The sequence below is a fragment of the Lysobacter sp. Root690 genome, from assembly GCF_001427785.1.
Lineage (GTDB): Bacteria > Pseudomonadota > Gammaproteobacteria > Xanthomonadales > Xanthomonadaceae > Lysobacter.
On sequence record NZ_LMHM01000018.1, the window covers coordinates 483,187 to 504,063 of the forward strand.

Annotated in this window: 17 protein-coding genes and 1 riboswitch; of the genes, 10 read left to right on the forward strand and 7 right to left on the reverse strand. The window is 68.0% G+C overall.

Annotated features, from left to right (window positions below; genetic code table 11):
* Positions 1–167 precede the first annotated feature (167 nt).
* Entirely contained in the window at positions 168–404 is a 237-nt protein-coding gene (locus ASD86_RS25230; RefSeq protein ID WP_056117197.1) for a glutaredoxin family protein, read from the reverse strand.
* A gap of 203 nt (positions 405–607) precedes the next feature.
* Here ASD86_RS25230 and ASD86_RS25235 point away from each other — a divergent pair, with 203 nt between their 5' ends.
* The 6 genes from ASD86_RS25235 to ASD86_RS25260 all read left to right on the forward strand — a co-directional run bounded on the left by ASD86_RS25235 (position 608) and on the right by ASD86_RS25260 (position 8,464).
* Positions 608–2,011, forward strand: a complete 1,404-nt coding sequence (locus ASD86_RS25235) for an L-serine ammonia-lyase (protein ID WP_056117198.1) — start codon at positions 608–610, stop codon at positions 2,009–2,011.
* A gap of 13 nt (positions 2,012–2,024) precedes the next feature.
* Complete coding sequence (locus tag ASD86_RS26275) at positions 2,025–2,732, forward strand: hypothetical protein (RefSeq protein ID WP_082578704.1); 708 nt, start codon at positions 2,025–2,027, stop codon at positions 2,730–2,732.
* A gap of 3 nt (positions 2,733–2,735) precedes the next feature.
* Positions 2,736–3,473 (forward strand): alpha/beta fold hydrolase, encoded by a 738-nt coding sequence (locus ASD86_RS25245; protein WP_056117200.1) that lies wholly within the window; start codon positions 2,736–2,738, stop codon positions 3,471–3,473.
* A 235-nt stretch (positions 3,474–3,708) separates the two neighbouring features.
* Positions 3,709–6,597: a molybdopterin cofactor-binding domain-containing protein gene (locus ASD86_RS25250; protein WP_082578705.1), complete on the forward strand. Its 2,889-nt coding sequence runs from the start codon at positions 3,709–3,711 to the stop codon at positions 6,595–6,597.
* Positions 6,594–7,181, forward strand: coding sequence for a (2Fe-2S)-binding protein (locus tag ASD86_RS25255; RefSeq protein ID WP_056117203.1), 588 nt, complete (start codon positions 6,594–6,596; stop codon positions 7,179–7,181). Before ASD86_RS25250 ends, ASD86_RS25255 begins: the two co-directional genes overlap by 4 nt.
* Complete coding sequence (locus ASD86_RS25260) at positions 7,178–8,464, forward strand: cytochrome c (protein WP_056117206.1); 1,287 nt, start codon at positions 7,178–7,180, stop codon at positions 8,462–8,464. The genes ASD86_RS25255 and ASD86_RS25260 overlap by 4 nt, the downstream gene beginning before the upstream one ends.
* Before the next feature lie 86 nt (positions 8,465–8,550).
* On the opposite strand, the gene ASD86_RS25265 is transcribed toward ASD86_RS25260, so the two are convergent.
* Complete coding sequence (locus tag ASD86_RS25265; RefSeq protein WP_056117207.1) at positions 8,551–9,024, reverse strand: hypothetical protein; 474 nt, start codon at positions 9,022–9,024, stop codon at positions 8,551–8,553.
* A 115-nt stretch (positions 9,025–9,139) separates the two neighbouring features.
* On the opposite strand from ASD86_RS25265, the gene ASD86_RS25270 reads away from it, so the two are divergent.
* The 3 genes from ASD86_RS25270 (at position 9,140) to ASD86_RS28335 (ending at position 13,362) form a co-directional block, all read left to right on the forward strand.
* A complete protein-coding gene (locus tag ASD86_RS25270) occupies positions 9,140–10,162 on the forward strand; it encodes an alpha/beta hydrolase (RefSeq protein ID WP_056117209.1) in 1,023 nt (340 codons plus the stop codon).
* A 47-nt stretch (positions 10,163–10,209) separates the two neighbouring features.
* Positions 10,210–10,587 (forward strand): hypothetical protein, encoded by a 378-nt coding sequence (locus tag ASD86_RS25275; RefSeq protein WP_056117212.1) that lies wholly within the window; start codon positions 10,210–10,212, stop codon positions 10,585–10,587.
* 750 nt (positions 10,588–11,337) lie between these two features.
* Positions 11,338–13,362 (forward strand): glycosyl hydrolase family 18 protein, encoded by a 2,025-nt coding sequence (locus ASD86_RS28335; protein ID WP_157477160.1) that lies wholly within the window; start codon positions 11,338–11,340, stop codon positions 13,360–13,362.
* 504 nt (positions 13,363–13,866) lie between these two features.
* Here the strand turns inward: ASD86_RS28335 and ASD86_RS25285 are convergent.
* The 5 genes from ASD86_RS25285 to ASD86_RS25305 all read right to left on the reverse strand — a co-directional run bounded on the left by ASD86_RS25285 (position 13,867) and on the right by ASD86_RS25305 (position 19,422).
* A complete protein-coding gene (locus tag ASD86_RS25285; protein WP_056117216.1) occupies positions 13,867–14,421 on the reverse strand; it encodes a hypothetical protein in 555 nt (184 codons plus the stop codon).
* A gap of 17 nt (positions 14,422–14,438) precedes the next feature.
* Positions 14,439–15,596, reverse strand: coding sequence for a DUF3089 domain-containing protein (locus tag ASD86_RS25290; RefSeq protein WP_056117218.1), 1,158 nt, complete (start codon positions 15,594–15,596; stop codon positions 14,439–14,441).
* A gap of 375 nt (positions 15,597–15,971) precedes the next feature.
* Positions 15,972–17,102, reverse strand: coding sequence for a homoserine dehydrogenase (locus tag ASD86_RS25295; RefSeq protein ID WP_082578707.1), 1,131 nt, complete (start codon positions 17,100–17,102; stop codon positions 15,972–15,974).
* Positions 17,099–18,283: an O-succinylhomoserine (thiol)-lyase gene (locus tag ASD86_RS25300; protein ID WP_056117483.1), complete on the reverse strand. Its 1,185-nt coding sequence runs from the start codon at positions 18,281–18,283 to the stop codon at positions 17,099–17,101. Before ASD86_RS25300 ends, ASD86_RS25295 begins: the two co-directional genes overlap by 4 nt.
* Positions 18,284–18,345: 62 nt before the next feature.
* A complete protein-coding gene (locus ASD86_RS25305) occupies positions 18,346–19,422 on the reverse strand; it encodes a homoserine O-succinyltransferase (protein ID WP_082578726.1) in 1,077 nt (358 codons plus the stop codon).
* 68 nt (positions 19,423–19,490) lie between these two features.
* A riboswitch (SAM riboswitch) is annotated at positions 19,491–19,625 on the reverse strand.
* A 128-nt stretch (positions 19,626–19,753) separates the two neighbouring features.
* On the opposite strand from ASD86_RS25305, the gene ASD86_RS25310 reads away from it, so the two are divergent.
* Entirely contained in the window at positions 19,754–20,857 is a 1,104-nt protein-coding gene (locus tag ASD86_RS25310) for a hypothetical protein (protein WP_056117220.1), read from the forward strand.
* Positions 20,858–20,877: the final 20 nt, after the last annotated feature.

The following is a 20,877-nucleotide window of genomic DNA, read 5'->3' on the forward strand; positions in this document are numbered from 1 at the left end:
TGTAGCTTCGCAGCGCTGGATGAACTGCGCGGCTTCAAGCCCAAACAAAAGCGACATGGCCTCCCTGTAGGAGCGGCGCAAGCCGCGACCGTGCCATAGCGACAACAACGCAACCCACGCCGCGCCCGCGCCAACCAATGGCAACCGCAAAACCAGGAATACCGCGTTCAATCCCGCTCGGGCAGACCCAACCAATCGATCACCCGCCCCGCATCGAACGGCCAATCCAGTTCCACCCCACGCCCCTCATCGCGCAACACCGGCACCCGCTCCCCATAGCGCGCCTCCAGCGCCTCATCGTCATCGATGAACACACTGTCGAACTCCGGCGCCCGCGCCTGCGCCAGCACCGCCAGCGCCAGGTCGCACAAATGGCAATCGTCGCGTTGGAACAAAGTCAGCACAGTCCGGCTCGGGCTCATCGTCAATTCGCTGCGGTATGGCGGGAAAACCTGCCGCCGTCGATACCACGCGCGTGAACAGCGCGGCACTCGCCGCGGCAGGGCGCGCGTAGAATACGCCGCTCAACAGCCCGCAGCCTGGCCAATGCGCCGGTCCGCGCGGCACGCCAGCAACGCCCGACCCCCTTCGTTGGAGCAGCAAGCCCGTGGCAGTCAGCAGTTTCGACCTGTTCAAGATCGGCATCGGCCCGAGTTCCTCGCACACCGTCGGCCCGATGCGCGCCGCCGCGCGCTTCATCGAGCGCTGGCTGATCGAAGGCAACGGCAGCGGCGAACCCGGGGCCGACCTCGCCCGCACCGCGCGCGTGCGCGCCGAGGTGTTCGGCTCGCTGGCCCTGACCGGCCGCGGCCACGGCACCGACAAGGCCGTGCTGATGGGTCTGGAAGGCCATTGGCCGAACCAGATCGACCCCGACATCATCCCGGCCGCGCTCGAACGCATCCGCAAGAGCAAGCGGATCAACTTGTTCGGCCGTCACGAGATCGGCTTCGACGAGAAGCACGACCTGATCATGAACAAGCGGCAGAAACTGCCGTTCCACACCAACGGCATGCGCTTTACGGCGTTCGACGCCGACGGCAACGTGATCGCCACCCGCGACTACTACTCGGTCGGCGGCGGCTTCGTGGTCAACCAGGACGAAGCGGCCGAAGACCGCATCGTCGCCGACACCACCGATCAGCCGTATCCGTTCCATTCCGGCGACCAGTTGCTCGCGCAGGCCGCAAGCAGCGGCCTGACCATCGCCGAGATGATGATGGCCAACGAGCGCGTGTGGCGCACCGATGAGCAGATCAACGCCGGTCTGGACGAAATCTGGAACGCGATGCAGGCCTGCGTCGCGCGCGGCATCCGCGAGACCGGCACCCTGCCCGGCGGCCTGCACGTGTCGCGGCGCGCGCCGGCCTTGTTCGCCGAGTTGTCGACCAAACCCGAGGCGGCGATGCGCGATCCGCTGACCGTGCTCGACTGGGTCAATCTGTACGCGCTCGCGGTCAACGAAGAAAACGCCGCCGGCGGCCGCGTGGTCACCGCGCCGACCAACGGCGCGGCCGGCATCATTCCCTCGGTGCTGCATTACTACGATCGCTTCTGCCCCGGCGCCAACCTGCAGGGCGTGCGCAACTTCCTGCTGACCGCGGCCGCGGTCGGCATCTTGTACAAGGAAAACGCCTCGATCAGCGGCGCCGAAGTCGGCTGCCAGGGCGAGGTCGGGGTGGCCTGTTCGATGGCCGCCGCTGGCCTGGTCGCCGCGCTCGGCGGCACTACCAGCCAGATCGAGAACGCCGCCGAAATCGGCATGGAACACAACCTCGGCCTGACCTGCGATCCGATCGGCGGCCTCGTGCAGATCCCCTGCATCGAGCGCAACGCGATGGGCGCGGTCAAGGCGATCAACGCCTACCGCATGGCGATGCGCGGCGACGGCAAGCACAAGGTCAGCCTGGACAAGGTCATCAAGACCATGCGCGACACCGGCCGCGACATGCAGGACAAGTACAAGGAAACCTCGCGCGGCGGTCTGGCGGTCAACGTCATCGAGTGCTGAGCGAACCGTCTGCATGGACGCCGCGCTTCGCCACATCGACGACGGCCACGGACTGTGGCGCTACGCCGACCTGATCGAGGTGCGCTGCCCGCGTTGCGCGCGTCCCGGTCGGGTGCGGGCGCCGTATGAAGACGGCCGCAGACAAATTCGTTTCGCCTGCGCCGGCTGCGGTCTGCATGCGGCCAGCGAGTCGCGTTGCGGAACCCCCGAGGCGCAACACGATTGGTTCGGCCCGGTGCGCTTGCAAGGCCGGCGTCCGTGCGGCTACTGCGGCCACCAATGGCTGATCGTGAACCGCATTTACCAACACATGCCGGCGTCGGCACCGCCGCGACTGGCGGCGCGCTGCCCGATCTGCGCGCGCGACAGCCAGGTGGACACGACCGTGCACCGTCATCGCGGCAACGAACCGCGTGACCCGCACCTGGGCCTGCCGCTGCGCCTGATCGAGCCTACCCGCCACGGCGTGGCCTGGGCTTACAACGCGCAGCATCTGCAGGAGTTGCGTCGCTACGTCGCCGCGACTCAGCGCGAACGCACGCGGCAGGCCGGCAACGGCTCGATGATTTCGCGCCTGCCGGCATGGATGAAGCTGGCGAGGCATCGTACGACCGTGCTCAAGGCGCTGGATCGGCTGGGCGCGCGCCTGCTGCAAGACGACGCCGCCGAGGCGCCGCCTATAACCGCCGAACGCGGCCGCACGGCGCGGCGGCAGCGCTGACCGATGCGCTGCCTGGTCCTGCCCGGCATGGACGGCACTGGCGCCTTGCTGGACGACTTCATCGCGGCGATGGCGCCGCGCTTCGACACCCAGGTCGTCGCCTACCCGCGCGATCGCGCGCTGGGTTACGCAGAACTCGCGGCATTCGTACGGCCGCGATTGCCGACCGACCGGTCCTATCTGTTGCTCGGCGAATCCTTCTCCGGACCGATAGCGATCGCCCTGGCCGCGCAACGGCCGCCGCACCTGGCCGGATTGGTGCTGTGCGCGTCGTTCGCGCGTTCGCCGCGACCGCCGTGGTCGCCCTGGTCCGCCACGATGCTGCCGCGCTGGGCGACGACGCTGCCGTTGTCGCGCGTTCCCGTCCCGCTGATCGCGCAAATGATGCTCGGCCGCTGGTCGGATGCGCGGTGGCGCACGCGCATCGAGGCAACATTGAATACGGTACGGCCGGTGGTGCTCGCACATCGGCTCGATGCGGTCCGCACGGTCGACGCGACCGCCGCGCTGGGTGAGATCGATCTGCCGATGCTGTACCTGCGCGCGACCCGCGACCGGTTGGTCGGACCCGACAGTCTGTCGGCAATCCAGCGAGCGCGACCGCGGGTGCGCAGCGTCGAGATCGACGCGCCGCATTTCATTCTGCAAGCCTGCCCCGAACAGGCCGCGCGCGCGATACGGCAGTGGTGCGACGAAGCCTTGCCGTCGTCGGAACCCGAGCCGCCCGCGAACGCCCGCTGATCTTGTTTGCGCACGGCATCCGGCCCCGGTTTTGCGAACCGGCGCGACCGAATTCAGATGCGCTCGGCACGACACGATGCGGCCAAACCGTCGCCCATAAAACCATCCGGCTCGCTCCTCGCGACCAGCATCGGCACCGCCAGACCACACCGCCTCCGCCAGCCGCGAATTTCACCGTGTTTTCCCAGGCCACATGGGCCTACTATCGGGCAGAGCCAGCCGGAGCCACCCGCCCATGCCAGCCCGCTTGAGCCGTCGCGACTTCCTCAAATGCAGCGTGGTCGCCGGCATTACGGTCTACGTCGCCGCCCCCGGCAGCGCCGCGCTCGCGGCCTTGTTCGAAAAGGAACGCCTGCGGCCGATGCCCTGGGACCCGGCCACCGGCCGCATCCGCTACCGCACCGACGCCACCGCCAAGGTCACCGGCGAAAAACTCTTCAGCTACGACATGCGTTCGCACGACCTGCCCGGCTGGCCGCGCGAACAGGCCCACGCGATGCTGCTGCGGCTGACCCAGGCCGATCGGATCTATCAAGGCTTCGACCTGTCCTCGCTGCCGGCCGACCTGCAACCCGACCGCACCGTCACCGCCGCCGACCTGGCCCGCGACGGGGTCGCGTTTCCGGCCTTCTACGGCGAGGACCTGCTGCTGCCCGAAGGCAAGACCCCGGCCTACCTCGGCCAGGCGGTGGCGCTGCTGATCTGGAACGATTTCGCCCGCTTCCGCGCGGCCAAGAGCCGGCTCAAGTTCCGCGATGAATTGATCCGCTGGGGCGCGCAGACTGGGCCTGTCGAGCGCGACCCATGGGCCACGTTCCGCTATGTACGGGTCGGCGGCGCCAGCGCGTTCGACGACGACGCGTACTCGAGTTACAAGGACACCGTGCTGTTCCCCAGCGGTTACAAGAAGCACAACCCGCAATGGGTGACCGGCGACGCCGGCGGCAAGCTCGACGCGCAGGGCGTGGCGCACGCCGACGCGATGGCGGCCGAACTCGATCGCCCCGGCGACGGCAAGCTGGTGTTCGAACGCGAGTATTTCTCGCAGTCGATCGACACCGCGGCGATGGAGCTGGACAACGGCAACGGCTGGTTCGACGCCGAAACCAGCACCTTGCACCTGGTCAGCGCGACCCAGTCGCCGAACGAGATCGCCGAGGACGGCCCGCGCATGCTCGCGGCCACTACGTTCGGAGTGAAACGACTCGTGCTGCATCCGTGCTACACGGTCGGCTACGGCTCCAAGGATCACAACGCGTTCCCGTTCGTGGTGCTGATGGCGGCGTTGTATGGCGGCGGCCGGCCGGTGCGGTTGGCCAACGACCGTTACGAGCAGTTTCAATCGAGCCTCAAGCGCCACAGCTTCCGCATGCACTATCGGCTCAAGCTCGATCGCGCCAGCGGCCGCTTCGAAGTGTTCCAGGGGCGGATGCTCGGCGACGGCGGCGGACGGATGAATTTCTCGCCGTCGGTGTGTCTGGTCGCGGCGACCGCGGCGCAGTCGATCTATTACTTCCCGCGCAGCGACCTGAGCAGCACCGTGATCGCCTCGCGCGCGCTCGACGCCGGTTCCGCGCGCGGCTACGGCACGTTGCAGAGCATGGGCGCGACCGAGATGCTGATCGATGAGATCGCCGCCGAGCTCAGGCTCGATCCGATAGAACTGCGCCTGCGCAACGTGTTCGCGACCGGGATGAAGAACACTCAGGGCGCGATCCCCGCCGGCCTGCAGCGCGCCGACGAAGTGCTTAAGAAATCGCGCGAGCATCCGCTATGGACGCAACGCGCGAAGCGTAAAGCCGAATACGACGCCGCGCATCCGGGCAAGCGCTACGGCGTGGGCTTCGGTTGCGTGCAGAAGGATTACGGCACCGGCGGCGAGTCGGCCTTCGCCGAAGTCGCGCTCAGCCGCGACGGCCGCATCGCGCTGCGCCACACCGGCATCGAGATGGGCACCGGCATGGCCACCAGCCAAGCCGCGGTGTGCGCGCAATGGCTCGGCCGGCCGGCCGACGAGGTGCTGACCGGCGAAACCCAATGGTCGGAATTGCCGATGTTCGCCACCGACGACCCGTGGCTGATGTCGCAGGCCACCCAGGACGCGCACGTCGGCAACCCGCGCTGGACGCCGAACTACGCCAGCCCGAGCAGCGCCAGTAATTCGGCCTATTTCTTCAGCCACGCCAGTCGCGAAGCCGCGCGGCTGCTGTTCACCCAGGGCCTGTGGCCGGCGGCGCAGGCGCTGTGGAGCCAGGGCTTCGGCGGCGGCCAGCTGGCGCCGTTGGTGGCGCGGCGCGAGGACGCGCGCTGGGTCGAAGGCAAACTCAGCGCGGCCGGATTGCAGCCCTTGAGCCTGCAGCAACTCGCGGCGAAAGCCTACGAACTCGGCCTCGCCACCGGCGCGGTCGTGCATTACTTCAATCGCTGGCAATGGACCGAAGCCGAGTTTCCGCTGCGCGACGATCCGCGCCTGCCGCTCGACGGCCTCGCCCTGCGCTGGGGCGACGGCACCGCCGACGGTCCGGGCACGCCGACCGCGAACGGTTACCGCATCGTCGAACGCACGCGGGTGTTCTATCCGCCGGTGCAACGCAACAACGCCGGTGTCGTCTACTACAGCGCGATCGGCACGATCGCCGAGGTCGCGGTCGACACCGCGACCGGCCACGTCGACCTGCTCAACCATCATTCGATTCTCGAATGCGGCAACCAGATCGTGCCCGAGCTGGTGTCGAGCCAGTTGCAGGGCGGCGTGGCCATGGGCATCGGCCACGCGCTGCACGAATTCCTGCCGCTGTACGAAGGCGGCCCAGGCGACGGCACCTGGAATTTCAATCGCTACACCCTGCCGCGCGCGCGCGATGTCGCGGTGTGGCGGCAGAGCGGCCAAGTGTTGCCGCCGCTGTCGCCAACCGACGCGCCCAAGGGCATGGCCGAAGTGGTGATGATCCCGATCGTGCCAGCGATCGCCAACGCGATCGCGCACGCGACCGGGCTGCGCCTGCGCGAACTGCCGATCACGCCGGACAAGATCCTCGCCGCCTACGCGCAGGCCGAAACGCCGAAGACGCAACCGCCGCAAGCCACCACCGTGACCGAATCCGACCAGGAGGCGCGCGCATGAGCAGCCCGAGCATCCGCACCCTTCCGCTGACCCTGCACATCAACGGCCGCGCGCAAGCCCCGGTCGACGTGCCCGAGGACATGATGCTGGTCGACGTGCTGCACGAATACCTCGGCCTCACCGGCACCCGCTTCGGTTGCGGTCAGGGCGTGTGCCGCGCCTGCACGGTCATCGTCGACGACGAACACGGCCCGCGCGAAGTACGCAGTTGCATCACCGGCGCGCATTACTTCAACGGCAAGCGCATCCGCACCGTCGAAGGCCACGCCAAGCGCGACGACAGCGGCCGGATCGTCGAACTCTCGCCGGTGCAGCAGGCGTTCCTCGATCACTTCAGTTTCCAGTGCGGGTATTGCACGCCGGGGTTCGTCAACGCGACGACGGTGTTGTTGGAACGCCTGGCCAAACGTCCGATCGCGACTGCCGAGGTCGAGGACACGATCACCGAGGCGCTCAATCCGCATTTGTGCCGTTGCACCGGTTACGTGCGCTACTACCAGGCGGTGAAGCAGTTGGTGCTGGAAACGCCGGGGCTGGTCAGTGATCGCGCGACCAAGCGCGGCGATGCGGAGAAGGCGCCATGAGCCGACGCCGCTGGAAACGTTCGATCCTGCGCCTGCTGTTCTGGTTGGCGCTGATCGCGCTGGTGTGGCTGCTGGTGGACTGGCTGGTCGCGCGTTGGTACCACCGCGGCCCGGCCGTGCAAGTGCAAGCCACGCCCGCGCAGATCGAACGCGGCAACTACCTGACCGCCGCGGCCGACTGCGCCGCGTGCCACACCGCTGACGGCGGCGCGCCGTTCGCCGGTGGCGTCCCGTTGGCCTCGCCGTTCGGCGTCATCCACGGCACCAACATCACGCCCGACGCCGAAACCGGCATCGGCCGCTACAGCGCCAACGACTTCTTCCACGCGATCACCCGCGGCGAAGCGCGCGACGGCCATCAGCTGTATCCGGCGATGCCGTACGTGTCGTACAAGACCATTACGCGCGAAGACAGCGACGCGATCTACGCCTACCTGATGACGCGACCGGCGGTGAAACAGGAGAACCGCAAGAACGGCGTCGGCTTCCCGTTCAATATCCGCACCGGCATCCACGCCTGGAACTGGCTGTTCGCCGGGGCCGCAGCCAAGCCCGCATCGCAGGGCCAGTCGGCGGCGTGGAAACGCGGCGAGTACCTCGTCGAAACGCTCGGCCACTGCGGCGAATGCCACAGCCCGCGCGGAATGCTCGGGCAGGTCGATCGCGATCGTCCGCTGGCCGGCAACAACGCGCTCGGCCGCTTCGCCGCGCCCGCGCTGACGCCGCAGGCGCTGGCCGCGCGCGGCTGGGATCGCGCCGGCCTGCGCGCTTATCTGGCGACCGGCATCGGCCCGCATGCGGTGGCGTCGGACGAAATGCTCAAGGTGGTGAATCTGTCGAGCAGCCGGCTGCGCGGCGACGATCTCGATGCGCTGACGGTTTACCTCAGCGGCGACACGCCGCCGGCGGCCGCGGCCGTCCCGAAGCTCGCAGCCGGCGACGACGCCTCGCCGGCGCGGCAACGCTATTACGCGCTGTGCGCCGGTTGCCACGGCCGCGATGGCGCCGGGGTGCCGCATGTGGCGCCGGCCCTGCTCGGCAACAGCGGCCTGCGCGACGCCGATCCGCACAATCTGATCGTCGCGATCCTCGACGGCCTGCCCGAACACGATCTGCCCGGGCTGGAACGCATGCAGGACATGCCCGGTTTCGGCGATCAACTCGACGATACGCAGGTCGCCGAACTGGCGCAGTGGCTGCGCGGTCGTTACGGCGGGCAGACCGGCGCGGTGGATGCGAAACAGGTGCGCGATCTGCGCGAGTCGGGCGGCGAAGCGCACTGAGGTCGATGGGCTGGCCCGGACCGGTTCAGGCCGGTTCGGGCCAGCCGGTTCGAACAGGTCGACTGCAGTGAGCCGATTGGAACCGCTCAATCCGACTGATACGCCTTATCCGACGTGGTCTGCACGATCTTGTCGCTGTCGCGACGCTGCGAGTACTCGCGCGGATCGACCACGACCAGCCGGCACGACGACGGGTCGCCGTCGAGACGGATCGCCGCGCCGCTGAGCCGCACATGCACCGCCTCGGGCGTGCGCTTGCCCGACCGGGTGAAGTAGGTCGCGCGATGCTGCCGCAGCACCACCGCGTTGCCGCCCTGTTGCGCCGCCGCTTCGGCCAGGCGGTCGAAGGCGCGGGCGTAATTCACCGGGGTTGGGTTGGGGTCCATGCTCGCCTCGGTGACCCGATTGCCGGCTTCGATCGTCACCACGCCGAGTTTCTGATGCGCGCACGCGGGCGATTCGTCCAACACCGGCAGGCGTTCGCCGGCGCGGACCGGCGCGACGCTCATACCGAGCATGAAACAAGCCGCGAGCGCACTGCACTTGATCGTCGATTCCATCCTTAAGGCCTCCATGGCGGCGGTGACGGGAACTGCGCGCTGCGACTATAGCGCCGGCATCGCCCAGCGCACACCTGCTTTAGGATGAGCCTTCCCCCCTCTCCGGCCGACGACCATGCGCCTGCCCGCCGCGATCCTGTGTTCCCTGCTGCCGGCGCTGAGCCTCGCCGCCACGCCCGCCGCGAACGAAGCCGCCGCCAGCCCCAGCTACGGCATGGAACTGCAAGGTTTCGACTACCCCTACCCGGTCGCCTACCGCGAATTCCGCTCGCAGGGCGAAGCGGTGCGCATGGCCTATATGGACGTGCGGCCGGCCAAGCCCAACGGCCGCAGCGTGGTCCTGCTGCACGGCAAGAATTTCTGCGCGGCGACCTGGGAATCGGCGATCGCCGCCTTGAGCCAGGCCGGTTACCGGGTGATCGCGCCCGACCAGATCGGTTTCTGCAAATCCAGCAAGCCCGCGCATCATCAATACAGCCTGCACGAACTGGCCGCCGACACCCAGGCCCTGCTCAAATCGCTGGGCATCGAACGCGCCGCGATCGTCGGCCATTCGATGGGCGGCATGCTCGCCGTGCGTTACGCGCTTATGTACCCGCAATCGACGCAGCGCCTGATGCTGGTCAACCCGATCGGCCTGGAAGACTGGAAAGCGCTCGGCGTGCCGTGGCGCAGCGTCGACGAGGCGTATGCGCGCGAACTCAAGACTTCGTTCGCGACGATCAAGCAGTACCAACAGAGCGTGTACTACAGCGGCCAATGGAAACCCGAATACGACCGCTGGGTCGGCATGCTCGCCGGCCTGTACGCCGGCCCCGGTCGCGAGCGCGTGGCCTGGAACCAGGCGCTGACCTCGGACATGGTGTTCACCCAGCCGGTGGTGCACGAGTTCGCGCGGCTGCGCGTGCCGACCACCTTGTTCATCGGCCAGCGCGACCGCACCGCGATCAATCGCGATCTGGCCGACGATGCGCTCAAGGCCAAGCTGGGCCTGTACCCGTCGCTCGGACGCGCCGCCGCCAAGGCGATCGCGGGCGCGAAGCTGGTCGAATTCGAAGACCTCGGCCATTCGCCGCAGGTCGAAGCGCCATCGCGCTTTAATCAGGCCTTGCTGGCGCATGTCGACATGGCGGAGTGAGCCCGACGCGTATTTCGATCGCGCGCCGGCCGGGTTAACGTCGCCGCATGACAAACGCGAACGAAGCCGCGGCCGCCTGGCGCCGCATCATCATCGGCGAACAGAAATCCTGGGTGCTGTTCGCGCACGGCACCTGCGTGATCCTGATGGCGCCGCAGGGCGATCTGGCGACGCAGGCGCGCGACATCCTGCGCGAATACGGCCCCGTCCACGTGGGTTCGCCGGCCGCCGACTTCAGCGTCATCGACCTGGACCCGCTGCCGGGCTGGATCGTCACCTGCCATCACCCGGACGTACTCACCTACGTCGAGGACGACGGCGAGATCGAGGCGAGCGAACTGGTGATCGGTTTGACCGGTCGCGGCCAGCGCGATCTCGATGGCCGGGAACTGAGCGTGGTGCATGTCGAGGACAAACGCGCCTAACGTCTCCGGCCCGATCGAACCGCCCCGATCGAACCGGCGCGCGTCGACCGATGCAGACCGCTCGCCGATCCGCGCCCTCTCGCCGCGTCGCAATGACGAAACGGGACATGCGCCGACGCTGAGAGCCGCCAGCGCACGACCCGCGCGCGCAACGCTTTGGTCCGCGCGCCACCCCGGCTCAAGCCCGGCACGCCTGTGCGCACATTTGTCCTTCGGACATCCGCTTGTCCTTTTTGAGGCAAATCGCCGCGCGCCGGCACGCTGCGGCGCAGCAAAACAGGCCACCCACTACTCACGTTGTCAGGGCCTGCCAGGGCGTTCTGTGAACTGCGGCGCAAAGAACGACGACCTAAGTTGACAACGTTGTCAGGCAACTCCAGCTTGCTTCGCATCGCACTCGGTCGAGCACCGTGAACGAGGCCGCGAGGGAGGCGGAGCGCGGCGGGATCGCGCGGGCTCGCACGACAAGAACCACCACGGAACCAACGGCATCAACGCACGGACCGGTTATCGCCCGGTCGCGCCGCTACCGCGGCAGTGCGCGGCAGGGAATGCATCACCGACGGCGGATCTCCGCCGATCACTCGAGGAGGCCCAAGCCTCCCATGCACGACGGAAGGTTCGAGGGCCTTCCTTCAACACGGGCGGGAACCGCCGCTGGCCGGCCATGGCCGGCAATGTCTTGACTATGCACGGGAGAGAGGAAGCACCATGAGACACACTCGGTCCGCCCACCTGCTGTTGTCGACCATGCTTGCCGCATCGTCGCTATCGACGGCCTACGCCCAAGGCGCGTCCTGCGCCGGCGTCGCCGCCTGGAACGCATCCGCCATCTACGCCGCCGGCGACAAGATGACGTACCAAAATCACCTGTATCAGGCCAATGGCCCGATCTGGAACACGCCGCCCAACTATTGCCCGAGCTGCAATTACTACGCCGACCTGGGCGTATGCGGCACCGGCCCGGGCAACCAGGCACCGACCGTATCGCTGACCTCGCCGACCGCCGGCGCCAGCTACAACGTCGGCGCCAACATCGCGGTCAGCGCCAACGCCGCCGACAGCGACGGCACCGTCGCCAGCGTCGAATTCTTCCGCGGCGCCAGCTCGCTCGGCGTCGACTCCAGCTCGCCGTATGCGGTGACCTGGAACAACGCCACCGCCGGCAGCCACAGCTTCACCGCGGTGGCCAAGGACAACCTCGGCGCGACCAAGACCTCGGCCGCGGTCAGCATCACCGTCGCCTCCGGCCCGGCCGACACCACCCCGCCGAGCGTCCCCGGCGGCCTGAGCTCGCCGTCGCAGACCTCCAACAGCGTCTCGCTGAGCTGGAACGCGTCGACCGACAACAGCGGCGGCAGCGGCGTGGCCGGCTACGACGTCTATCGCAGCGGCAGCATCGTCGGTTCGCCGGCGAGCAACAGCTTCACCGTCAGCGGCCTGGCCGCGAGCACCAGCTACAGCTTTACCGTGCGCGCGCGCGACAACGCCGGCAACGCCTCGGCGCAGAGCGCGTCGGTCAGCGCGACCACCAAGCCGCCGGTCGTCGGCGGCAACAAGAAGGTGATCGGCTACTTCGCTCAGTGGGGCATCTACGGCCGCAACTACCGGGTCAAGAACATCGACACCAGCGGTTCGGCCAGCAAGCTGACCCACATCAACTACGCGTTCGGCAACGTGCGCAACAATCGTTGCGAAGTCGGCGTGACCGTCGCGTCCGATCCGAACACCGGTGCCGGCGGCGATGCGTTCGCCGATTACACCAAGGCTTTCCAGGCCGGCGAAAGCGTCAGCGGCGCGGCCGACACCTGGGACCAGCCTTTGCGCGGCAGCTGGAACCAGCTCAAGCAACTCAAGGCCAAGCACCCGAACATCAAGGTGCTGATCTCGCTCGGCGGCTGGACCTGGTCGCGCAACTTCCCGAGCGCGGCGCGTCCTGAAAACCGTCAGGCTTTCGTCGCGTCCTGCGTCGACGCCTACATCAAGGGCAACCTGCCGGTCACCGACGGCGCCGGCGGCGCGGGCGCGGCGGCCGGTGTGTTCGACGGCATCGACATCGACTGGGAATATCCGGTGGTCTGCGGCATCGAGTGCCCGACGGCGCAGCGTCCGGAAGACAACGCCAACTTCACCGCGTTGCTGGCCGAGTTCCGTCGTCAGCTCGACGCGGTGCGTCCGGGCCTGTTGCTGACCGTCGCGGTCGGCGCCGGCATCGACAAGATTCGCGTGACCAATCCCGGTGCGTACCACCAGTACCTGGATTTCATCAACGTGATGACCTACGACTTCCACGGCGGTTGGGAAGCCAAGACGAATCACCACTCGGCGCTGTTCGCTTCGCCGAACGATCCGTCGACCGGCGACGTCAAGCTGTACAACTCCAACGACGCCATCGAAGCCTTCCTGTCGCGCGGCGTGCCGGCCAGCAAGCTCAACCTCGGCATCGGTTTCTACGGTCGCGGCTGGACCAACGTGCCCAACGTCAACAACGGCCTGTACCAGAGCGGCAGCGCCGCGCCGGGCACCTACGAGGCGGGCATCGAGGACTACAAGGTGCTCAAGAACCTCGCCGGCACGGTCTACACCGACAACAACGCGCAGGCCACCTGGAAGTACAACGGCACCACGTTCTGGAGCTACGACACGCCGCAGCTGATCGGCCAGAAGATGCAATACGTCAAGACGCAGGGTCTGGGCGGCGCGTTCTTCTGGGAATTCAGCGGCGACGACGCCCAGGGCAGTTTGGCCACCGCGATCAACGATGGTCTGAAGTGATCGGCCTGACGTAATGGGCCTGAAGTAAACCCGAAGCAATGAATAGCCCCTCTCCCGCTGGCGGGAGAGGGGTTGGGGTGAGGGCCGCAAGCGCGGCACGCATCCTCACGTTGCTTACGACGCCATCGCGCGTCACGAATTCCCAGTTTTGCAAAGCCGTGGCGAGCGATACGCCACGGTGATCTGCAACGGAGCGCCGATCACCCCCCCGATCGGCGCTCCGATTTCGTTTTCGGCGGCAGGCATTCGCCTTCGCTCACCATGAGATCGTCGGACATCGATTCGTGCAACGACGATTCGCCTATCCGCAACGCGGCGCAACGCGGCGCATCGCGGCCAGGAATGATTCACCGGCGTTTTGCGACAACGCCGAGCGCGCACCGAGTTGGCGTGCGTGCTCCGGCCGTGCGAGGCGATGTAGAACCGTCGCCTTTATGGCCAACGCACTTAGGTCACGTACCGACAATCGGGCCGAGCATTCGTCACCACTCGTCGTGCAGCGATTTAATCGACCGGCCGCCACACCAGCTTGCCGTCGCGACCCGGCACCTGCCACATCGCAGGCGGCATCACATACAACGTGTCGAGCACGAGGTCGGCCGGCAGATGCTCGATCCGGTCGGCCACGTCGTCGTACTGCGGCGGCAGCAGGAAACCGACGCTTTGGGCGCGGTCCAGGTACACGAATTCGTTATGCAGGTGGATCGCCTGCAGCAAGGCGCTGGAGGCACCGGCGATCAGCTCATGCACGCGCATGCCGGCATGGATATAGCCGAACAAACACCCGCGATAGCCACTGCGCGCGACCAGATTGACGACAAGGAAATCACGGTTGCCGACGACGATAGTCATCGCCTCGTCGATGTCGTAGCAGGTGTAGTCCAGGTTCAAGGCCGGCCGAACCACGACTTGGGCGTGCTGTTGCAGGCGCTCGATCAGTTCCAGCGCTTGCTGGCCCAGGACGATGCCGCCGATCGATCGGCCCGGCACGATGTCGGCGTCGAGATTCATCGGCGCAGTGTAATGCGCCTCGCGGTTGCGATCCGGCGCGTCGCCCATGCGGCGACGCGCACCGCTCAGCGCTTGGGTTTGCGCGCGGCCTTGCCCTTGCCGCGCGTCGGCGCGGCCGGCGCCGGCGCCGCGTTCGCACCCTTGCGCATCGCCGCCACCCGCTGCGCGGCATTGGCGCGGATGTCCATGTAGAACAGCTGATAGTCGTTGACGTGCTGATCGCCGCCGAACCAGAACCGGCGCCACTCGCCGTCGGGCAAGGTCACCGACAGCAGGCCGCCCTGGCATTGCGCGGTCATCCGGCCTACCTGCGGCTCAGGCAAGGGACGACGCGGCTCGGCATGCACCGACCCGCGATGCGCCGAGGTCTCGCTGGCGGTTTCGTCGGCGCGCCAAGTCACCGGGTTCACGCACAGCAACGAGGGTTGCTCGACGGTGCGGTAGCCGTCGGGGTACCACGCGCGCACCCGTTCGAACCGCTTGGGCCGCTCTTCGCCCGCCTCGACCGAGTTGTAGAACACCGCGCAACCGGTCTGGCTCGGCGCGTTGCACATTGGCACGCCGGGGATCACCCGCTGCAAACTGTCGCGCGGCACCGGCGCGCCGATCAGGTACGCCGCGACCAGACGCTTGCGCAAGCTCCGATCCGCGGCGAGGTCGGACATCAACTCCGAAACCAGGCGCAGGCCATGGCCGCTGCCCTGGCTGTGCGCGGCGATGATGAAGGGCCTGCCATGGGAGTAATGCTGCAGGTATACGGCGAACGCGGCGCGCACGTCGGCGTAGGCCAGATCCAGCGCCTTGTCGCGATCCGCATCGGACGCCGATACGTAGCCGGCGAGCGACATCTGTCGGTAATACGGCGCGAACACCCGGCCGCTGTCGTTGAAGGCGCTGGCCTGCGCGCGCAGGGTGAAGTCGGTGCCGCGATCGGCGCGTTCGTCGGCGAGCGGCTGGTTCCAGCTGTCGCGCGAGAAGTAAGTGGTCGGATGGATGAAGAACACGTCGACCGGCGCATCGAGCTGACGGTGGCGCATGCCGATCGGGGTGGCGTCGGCATCGTCGCGGCGGGTCGGCAGCGCCGCCCAACTGCGTTCGTCGCGATAATCCGGCGCGCCCGGCACCGGGCTGCGATCGAATTCATCCTTCGGGTCGAACAGCCGCGCGCAGCCCGCGCCGAGGCAGAGCATCGCCAACACCGGGAGCCAACGGATCGTGACCATGCGTGGCGCAGTCGTACGTGGCGAAATCATGCGTGGCGAGGCCTGGTCGGAATGCGCGGGACGCGCGGATCGGCGGGGTCTCCGCCGAAGGGTCCGGGCATTCTAGGGCCGCCATTCGCCGATACGGCGAATGTTATGCACGATGCGTGGCATTGATGTGGACGCGGCGTGAGTTACGCTGAAGATGAGCTTTCGCGGTCGCAAACGAACGCCGATCCCGCACGGCCTACCTGTAGGAGCGGCGCGAGCCGCGGCCGCGCCACCTCGAACACTGGTCACTACGTCAAGAGCAAAAGCGAATCCCCCCTGCCCCCCTTTTCCTAAAGGGGGGAACAGCAGGAGCGGGTGCGGCGGCGAATCACGCCGGTCAGGCGATCAGGCGATCAGGCGCAACACATCATCCAGCAACCCCGCCGCCGTCACCTCGGCGCCCGCACCCGGCCCCTGGATCACCAGCGGTTGCGCGCGATACCGATCCGACCAGATCGCGACCTTGTTGTCGGTGCCCGCGCCACCGGCGAGCGGATGATCGCCCGGCAGCGACTCCAGCCCGACCTTCGCACTGACGCGGCCATCCTCGCCGCGCTCCAGGCGGGCGAGAAAGCGCAGCTTCGCGCCGTCCTTGTAGGCAGCGGCGTAACGCTCGCGCAGTGGGCCGTCGAGCGCGGGCAGGGCCGCGTCGACGCTGTCCTTGGACAGGATCGCCAGTTCCGGCGGCACCAACGAGGCGACCTCGACCTCGCTCGCATCCAGCGCCACCCCGGCCGCGCGCGCCAGGATCAACAATTTGCGCCGCACGTCTTCGCCGGACAGATCGTCGCGCGGATCGGGCTCGGTGTAGCCAGCGTCGCGCGCCTGCCGCACCAATGCCGAGAACGGACGCATGCCGTCGTAGTGATTGAACAACCACGCCAGCGATCCCGACAACACCCCGGCGATGGCGTGGATGCGATCGCCGCCGGCCTGCAACTCGCGCAACGAGCGCAGCAGCGGCAGACCCGCGCCGACCGTGGCGCTGTCGCCATAACCGCTGCCGCCGTAGGCGCAGGCCTCGCGGATCGCGCGCCAGCGCGCGAGCGTGGTGCCCTGGCCGATCTTGCACGCGGTCACCACATGGATGCCCTGCGCGAGCCATTGAGCATGGCGCTCGGCGACCGCTTCGCTCGCGGTCGCATCGATCACCACGCGTGCACCATCGCCGTGCAGCGCCGAGGCGACTTCATCGAGCGAACTGGCGCGGCTCGATTCGGCCAACGCCGCGACTGCTTGCTCCGGCGCGATCTCGTCGGCGACGGCCGCGCGCCGCGAATTAGCCACATGCACCAGCGACACGCGTCCGTCCAGCGCGCCGCCGCGCCAGCCGGCCAGCCGCGCGATCACCGCGCTGCCGACCGTGCCGGTGCCGAGCAGAGCGACCCGCGCGGACGCGTTCGCGGCACGGGTCTGCGATTGCGGCGCGAGCGCTCGCAACGTTTCCGAATGCGCAACGCCGGCCGCGACGTTCATCGTTTGACGCGCGCCGCCGTGGCCACCGCCGCGCTCGCGCGTTCCAGCGCGGCCTGCAGATCGGCGATCAGATCGTCGAGGTGTTCGATGCCGACCGACAGGCGCAGCAAGCCGTCGCCGATACCGGCGGCGGCGCGCGCTTCGGGCGACATCGCCGCGTGGGTCATGGTCGCCGGATGCGCGATCAGGCTTTCGACGCCACCCAGCGATTCGGCCAGGGTGAAGCAGGCCAGGCCGTCGACGAACGCGCGCACGGCTTCGACGCCGCCGTCGATCTCGACGCTGAGCATCGCGCCGAAGCCCTTCTGCTGGCGCGCGGCCAGCGCATGGCCCGGATGCGATTCCAGGCCCGGGTAATGGACCACGCGCACCGCCGGATGGTTGTCGAGCAGTTCGGCGATGGCTTGGGTGTTTTCCTGATGCACGCGCAGACGCGCATCGAGCGTGCGCAGGCCGCGCAGGGTCAGGAAGGCGTCGAACGGCGAACCGGTCAGGCCGAGCGCGTTCGCCCACCACGTCAGTTGCTGCTGGTGCTCGGCGGTTTTTGCCACGACCGCGCCACCGACCACGTCGCTGTGGCCATTGATGTACTTGGTGGTCGAATGCACGACGAGGTCGGCGCCGAACGCGATCGGACGCTGCAACGCCGGCGACAGGAAGGTGTTGTCGACCACCGTCAGCGCGCCTTGCGCCTGCGCGGCTTCGATCACGAAACGCAGATCGGTGATGCGCAGCAGCGGGTTGGACGGGGTTTCGATCCACACCACCGCCGGGTTGGTGGCCAGCGCTTCGGTCAGCGAGCGCGGATCGGTGAGATCGGCGGTGACCAGTTCGAACGCGCCCTTCGCCGCCAGCGCGTTGAACAGGCGCCAGCTGCCGCCGTAGCCGTCGTGCGGCACCACGATGCGGTCGCCGGGCTTGAGGAAGGCGTGCAACACCAGGGTGATGGCGGACATGCCGGTCGAAGTGATGACGCCGCCGGCGCCGCCTTCGAGTTCGGCCAGCGCTTCGGCTAGCAGGTCGCGGGTCGGGTTGCCGCTGCGGGTGTAGTCGTACTGACGCTTCTGGTCGAAGCCGGCGAAGCTGAAATTCGACGACAGCACGATCGGCGGGGTCACCGCGCCATGCGCGGTATCGCGGTCGATGCCGGCGCGCACCGCGGCGGTACAAGCGTTGCGCAGGGGCGTGGAATGCTGCGGGTTATGGGGATTGCTCACGTGGGCCGCTCCGTAGGGGTGAATGCTCATGCGGCCACCGACGTGCAGTCGGCCAACGCTTCGCGAAGAATGGTGTCGATCTGGGCTTGTTCTTTCAGGCAGGCGTCGTGGCCGTAGATCGAACGCAGCACGCGCAGGCGGGTTTCGCCGCGCAGGCGTTCGATCAGGTCGTAGGACTCGCTCAGCGGGATCAGGCGATCCTCGGTGACCGCGACCACGGTGACCGGCGCGCGGATGCTCGACGGATCGACCTGCTGCAGGTCGATCGATTCGGACAGACGCAGGAACGCGGTCGGCGAGGTGCGCGCGACGTACTTGTTGCCGCAATGGTCGAGGTAGTCCTCGGCGGCGACGCGCACGCGGCCGTCGATCACCTGCGCGGCGCCGAAACGCTCGGCGAATTCTTCCGGGGTGCGGTAGCTCAGTACCGCCAGTTCGCGCGCCAGCGCCAGGCCCTGGCTTTCGTCGCATTGCAGCGCGCCCAGCGCGACCGCGCGGCGTTGCAGCGCGCGCCATGCGGCGGCATAGGGATGAGCGCGGTGGGTGCCGCTGATCGAGATCACCTCGCCGACCCGCGCCGGATGACGCGAGGCGAACTGCAGGCCGACCATCGCGCCGTACGAATAACCGACGAAGGCCTGCAGGCGTCCGATGCTCAGCGCATCGAGCAGCGCGGCGATCGCATCGGCCTGATCGGCCGGATCGAGCGCGATGTCGAGCGAACCGTCGGCGCCGAGCCAGTCGAAGGACACCAGGTGATAGCGGGTCGGGTCGAGCGAACGGCCGGCGCCGACCTGGCATTCCCACCAACCTTGCTCGCCGAACTCGCGGCTCGGCGCCAGATGCTTGTGCGCCGAGATGCCTCCGGCAACAAACAGCGCAGGCAGCGAAGCATCGCCCTGGGTTTCATAGCGCAAAGTCAGCGCGCGGCGGCCGGAGTGGCGCAGTTCCAGTTCGACGCTGATCTCGCCGCGAGTCGCGGTGACCCGCGCGGCGGCACGCTCGAACGCGGCGCGCTCGAAACCGATGGGCGCGGCGGCGGCGGAATAGGAGACGAAGCTTTCGGCGCGGTCGGCGGCGGCGGTGCTGGGGGCGAAGCTCATGGCGGTCATCCGAAGTTAACGGGGCCACCGAGTTCGCAAGTCGCAAGCGCGCAGCAAAGCGCGCTTCGCAACCATCTTCCGACCGACGCCGACGCCTCATGGGGCGCGGGCGGGCCGCAGGAATTGGCACCTTCACGCGGCTTGCGCCGCCTTGGGTTGCCCCGGCTTCAAAGGGCCTGTCCCTCTGCCGGTCTCGATGGATGGCCACAGTCTGCCGACGCCCGGCGGGCGTGTCAATCGCTTCATCCGCATATAGCGATTTATTATTTAGCCCCTCGCCACGGCCCCGACCGCCACCCGACCGACATCGCCCGCGCATACACTTAAGCCGATGAATAGCCGCCTCCTCGCCGCCGCCCTGACGACGCTGTTGCTGTCCTCCTGCGCCCTGACCCGTCCCACCCTGGAATCGGAAGCTCGCTTCAACAGCGTGACGCCGGCCGGGCTGCGAATCGTGCCCGAGCGTTTCGTCTCGGCGCAAAGCCCGCAGGACGAGCTCGATTCGCTCGCCACCTGGCCGACGCCGGACGGTTCGACCTGGCTGATCGCCAGCGCCAAATCGACCCACCGCCTGGCCGTCTACGACGCCGACAGCGGCCAGCGCCTGCGCACCTTCGGCGAAAAGGGCGGCGCGGCCGGCCAGTTCAAGCGCCCCAACGGGCTGGCGGTGTTCGGCGATCACCTGTTCGTGGTCGAGCGCGACAACCACCGGGTCCAAGTGCTGCACCTGCCCGACTTCGCCCCGCTCGGCAGCTTCGGCGAGGCCGAACTGCGCAGCCCGTACGGCGTGTGGATCAACGAGACCGCGCCCGGCGAACTCGATGCCTACATCACCGACAGCTTCATGTACGGCGAAAAATTCGATCAGGTGCCGCCGCTGGCCGAACTCGACCAGCGCGTGCGTCGCTACCGGCTGCGTTTCGACGACAACGATGCGATGAGCGCCGAGTACCAGGGCGCGTTCGGCGATACCCACGCCGACACCGCGTTGCGGGTGGTCGAATCGATCGCCGGCGACGCCGCCGGCGACCGTCTGCTGATCGCCGACGAAGACCAGCGTCACCTGTCGACCCTGCGCGAATACACCCTCGCCGGCCGCTACACCGGCCGGCGCGTGCCCGATCGCAGCTTCCAGGCCCAGGCCGAAGGCGTGGCGCTGTGGAGCTGCGGCGCGGGCGACGGTTACTGGATCGCGGTCGACCAGCTGATGCCGCGCACCATCTTCCATGTCTACGACCGCGCCAGCCTGGAACCGCGCGGCAGCTTCAGCGGCGAGGTCACCGCGCACACCGACGGCATCGCCCTGCACGCGGCCGGCACCAGCGCGTTCCCGACCGGCGCGCTGTACGCGGTCCACGACGACCGCTCGGTGAGCGCGTTCGACCTGGGCGACGTGGCCCGCGCCCTGCAGTTGCAATCGAGTTGTCTGAACTGACCCCGCCCCCGCCCGACCCG

Coding starts and splice junctions, on each gene's coding strand:
- ASD86_RS25250 (WP_082578705.1), top strand. CDS start 3,709: ATGCCAGCCCGCTTGAGCCGTCGCGACTTCCTCAAATGCAGCGTGGTC.
- ASD86_RS25245 (WP_056117200.1), top strand. CDS start 2,736: ATGCGCTGCCTGGTCCTGCCCGGCATGGACGGCACTGGCGCCTTGCTG.
- ASD86_RS25305 (WP_082578726.1), bottom strand. CDS start 19,422: ATGAGCTTCGCCCCCAGCACCGCCGCCGCCGACCGCGCCGAAAGCTTC.
- ASD86_RS25295 (WP_082578707.1), bottom strand. CDS start 17,102: ATGAACGTCGCGGCCGGCGTTGCGCATTCGGAAACGTTGCGAGCGCTC.
- ASD86_RS25265 (WP_056117207.1), bottom strand. CDS start 9,024: ATGGAATCGACGATCAAGTGCAGTGCGCTCGCGGCTTGTTTCATGCTC.
- ASD86_RS25290 (WP_056117218.1), bottom strand. CDS start 15,596: ATGGTCACGATCCGTTGGCTCCCGGTGTTGGCGATGCTCTGCCTCGGC.
- ASD86_RS25310 (WP_056117220.1), top strand. CDS start 19,754: ATGAATAGCCGCCTCCTCGCCGCCGCCCTGACGACGCTGTTGCTGTCC.
- ASD86_RS25255 (WP_056117203.1), top strand. CDS start 6,594: ATGAGCAGCCCGAGCATCCGCACCCTTCCGCTGACCCTGCACATCAAC.
- ASD86_RS26275 (WP_082578704.1), top strand. CDS start 2,025: ATGGACGCCGCGCTTCGCCACATCGACGACGGCCACGGACTGTGGCGC.
- ASD86_RS25260 (WP_056117206.1), top strand. CDS start 7,178: ATGAGCCGACGCCGCTGGAAACGTTCGATCCTGCGCCTGCTGTTCTGG.
- ASD86_RS25285 (WP_056117216.1), bottom strand. CDS start 14,421: ATGGGCGACGCGCCGGATCGCAACCGCGAGGCGCATTACACTGCGCCG.
- ASD86_RS28335 (WP_157477160.1), top strand. CDS start 11,338: ATGCTTGCCGCATCGTCGCTATCGACGGCCTACGCCCAAGGCGCGTCC.
- ASD86_RS25275 (WP_056117212.1), top strand. CDS start 10,210: ATGACAAACGCGAACGAAGCCGCGGCCGCCTGGCGCCGCATCATCATC.
- ASD86_RS25270 (WP_056117209.1), top strand. CDS start 9,140: ATGCGCCTGCCCGCCGCGATCCTGTGTTCCCTGCTGCCGGCGCTGAGC.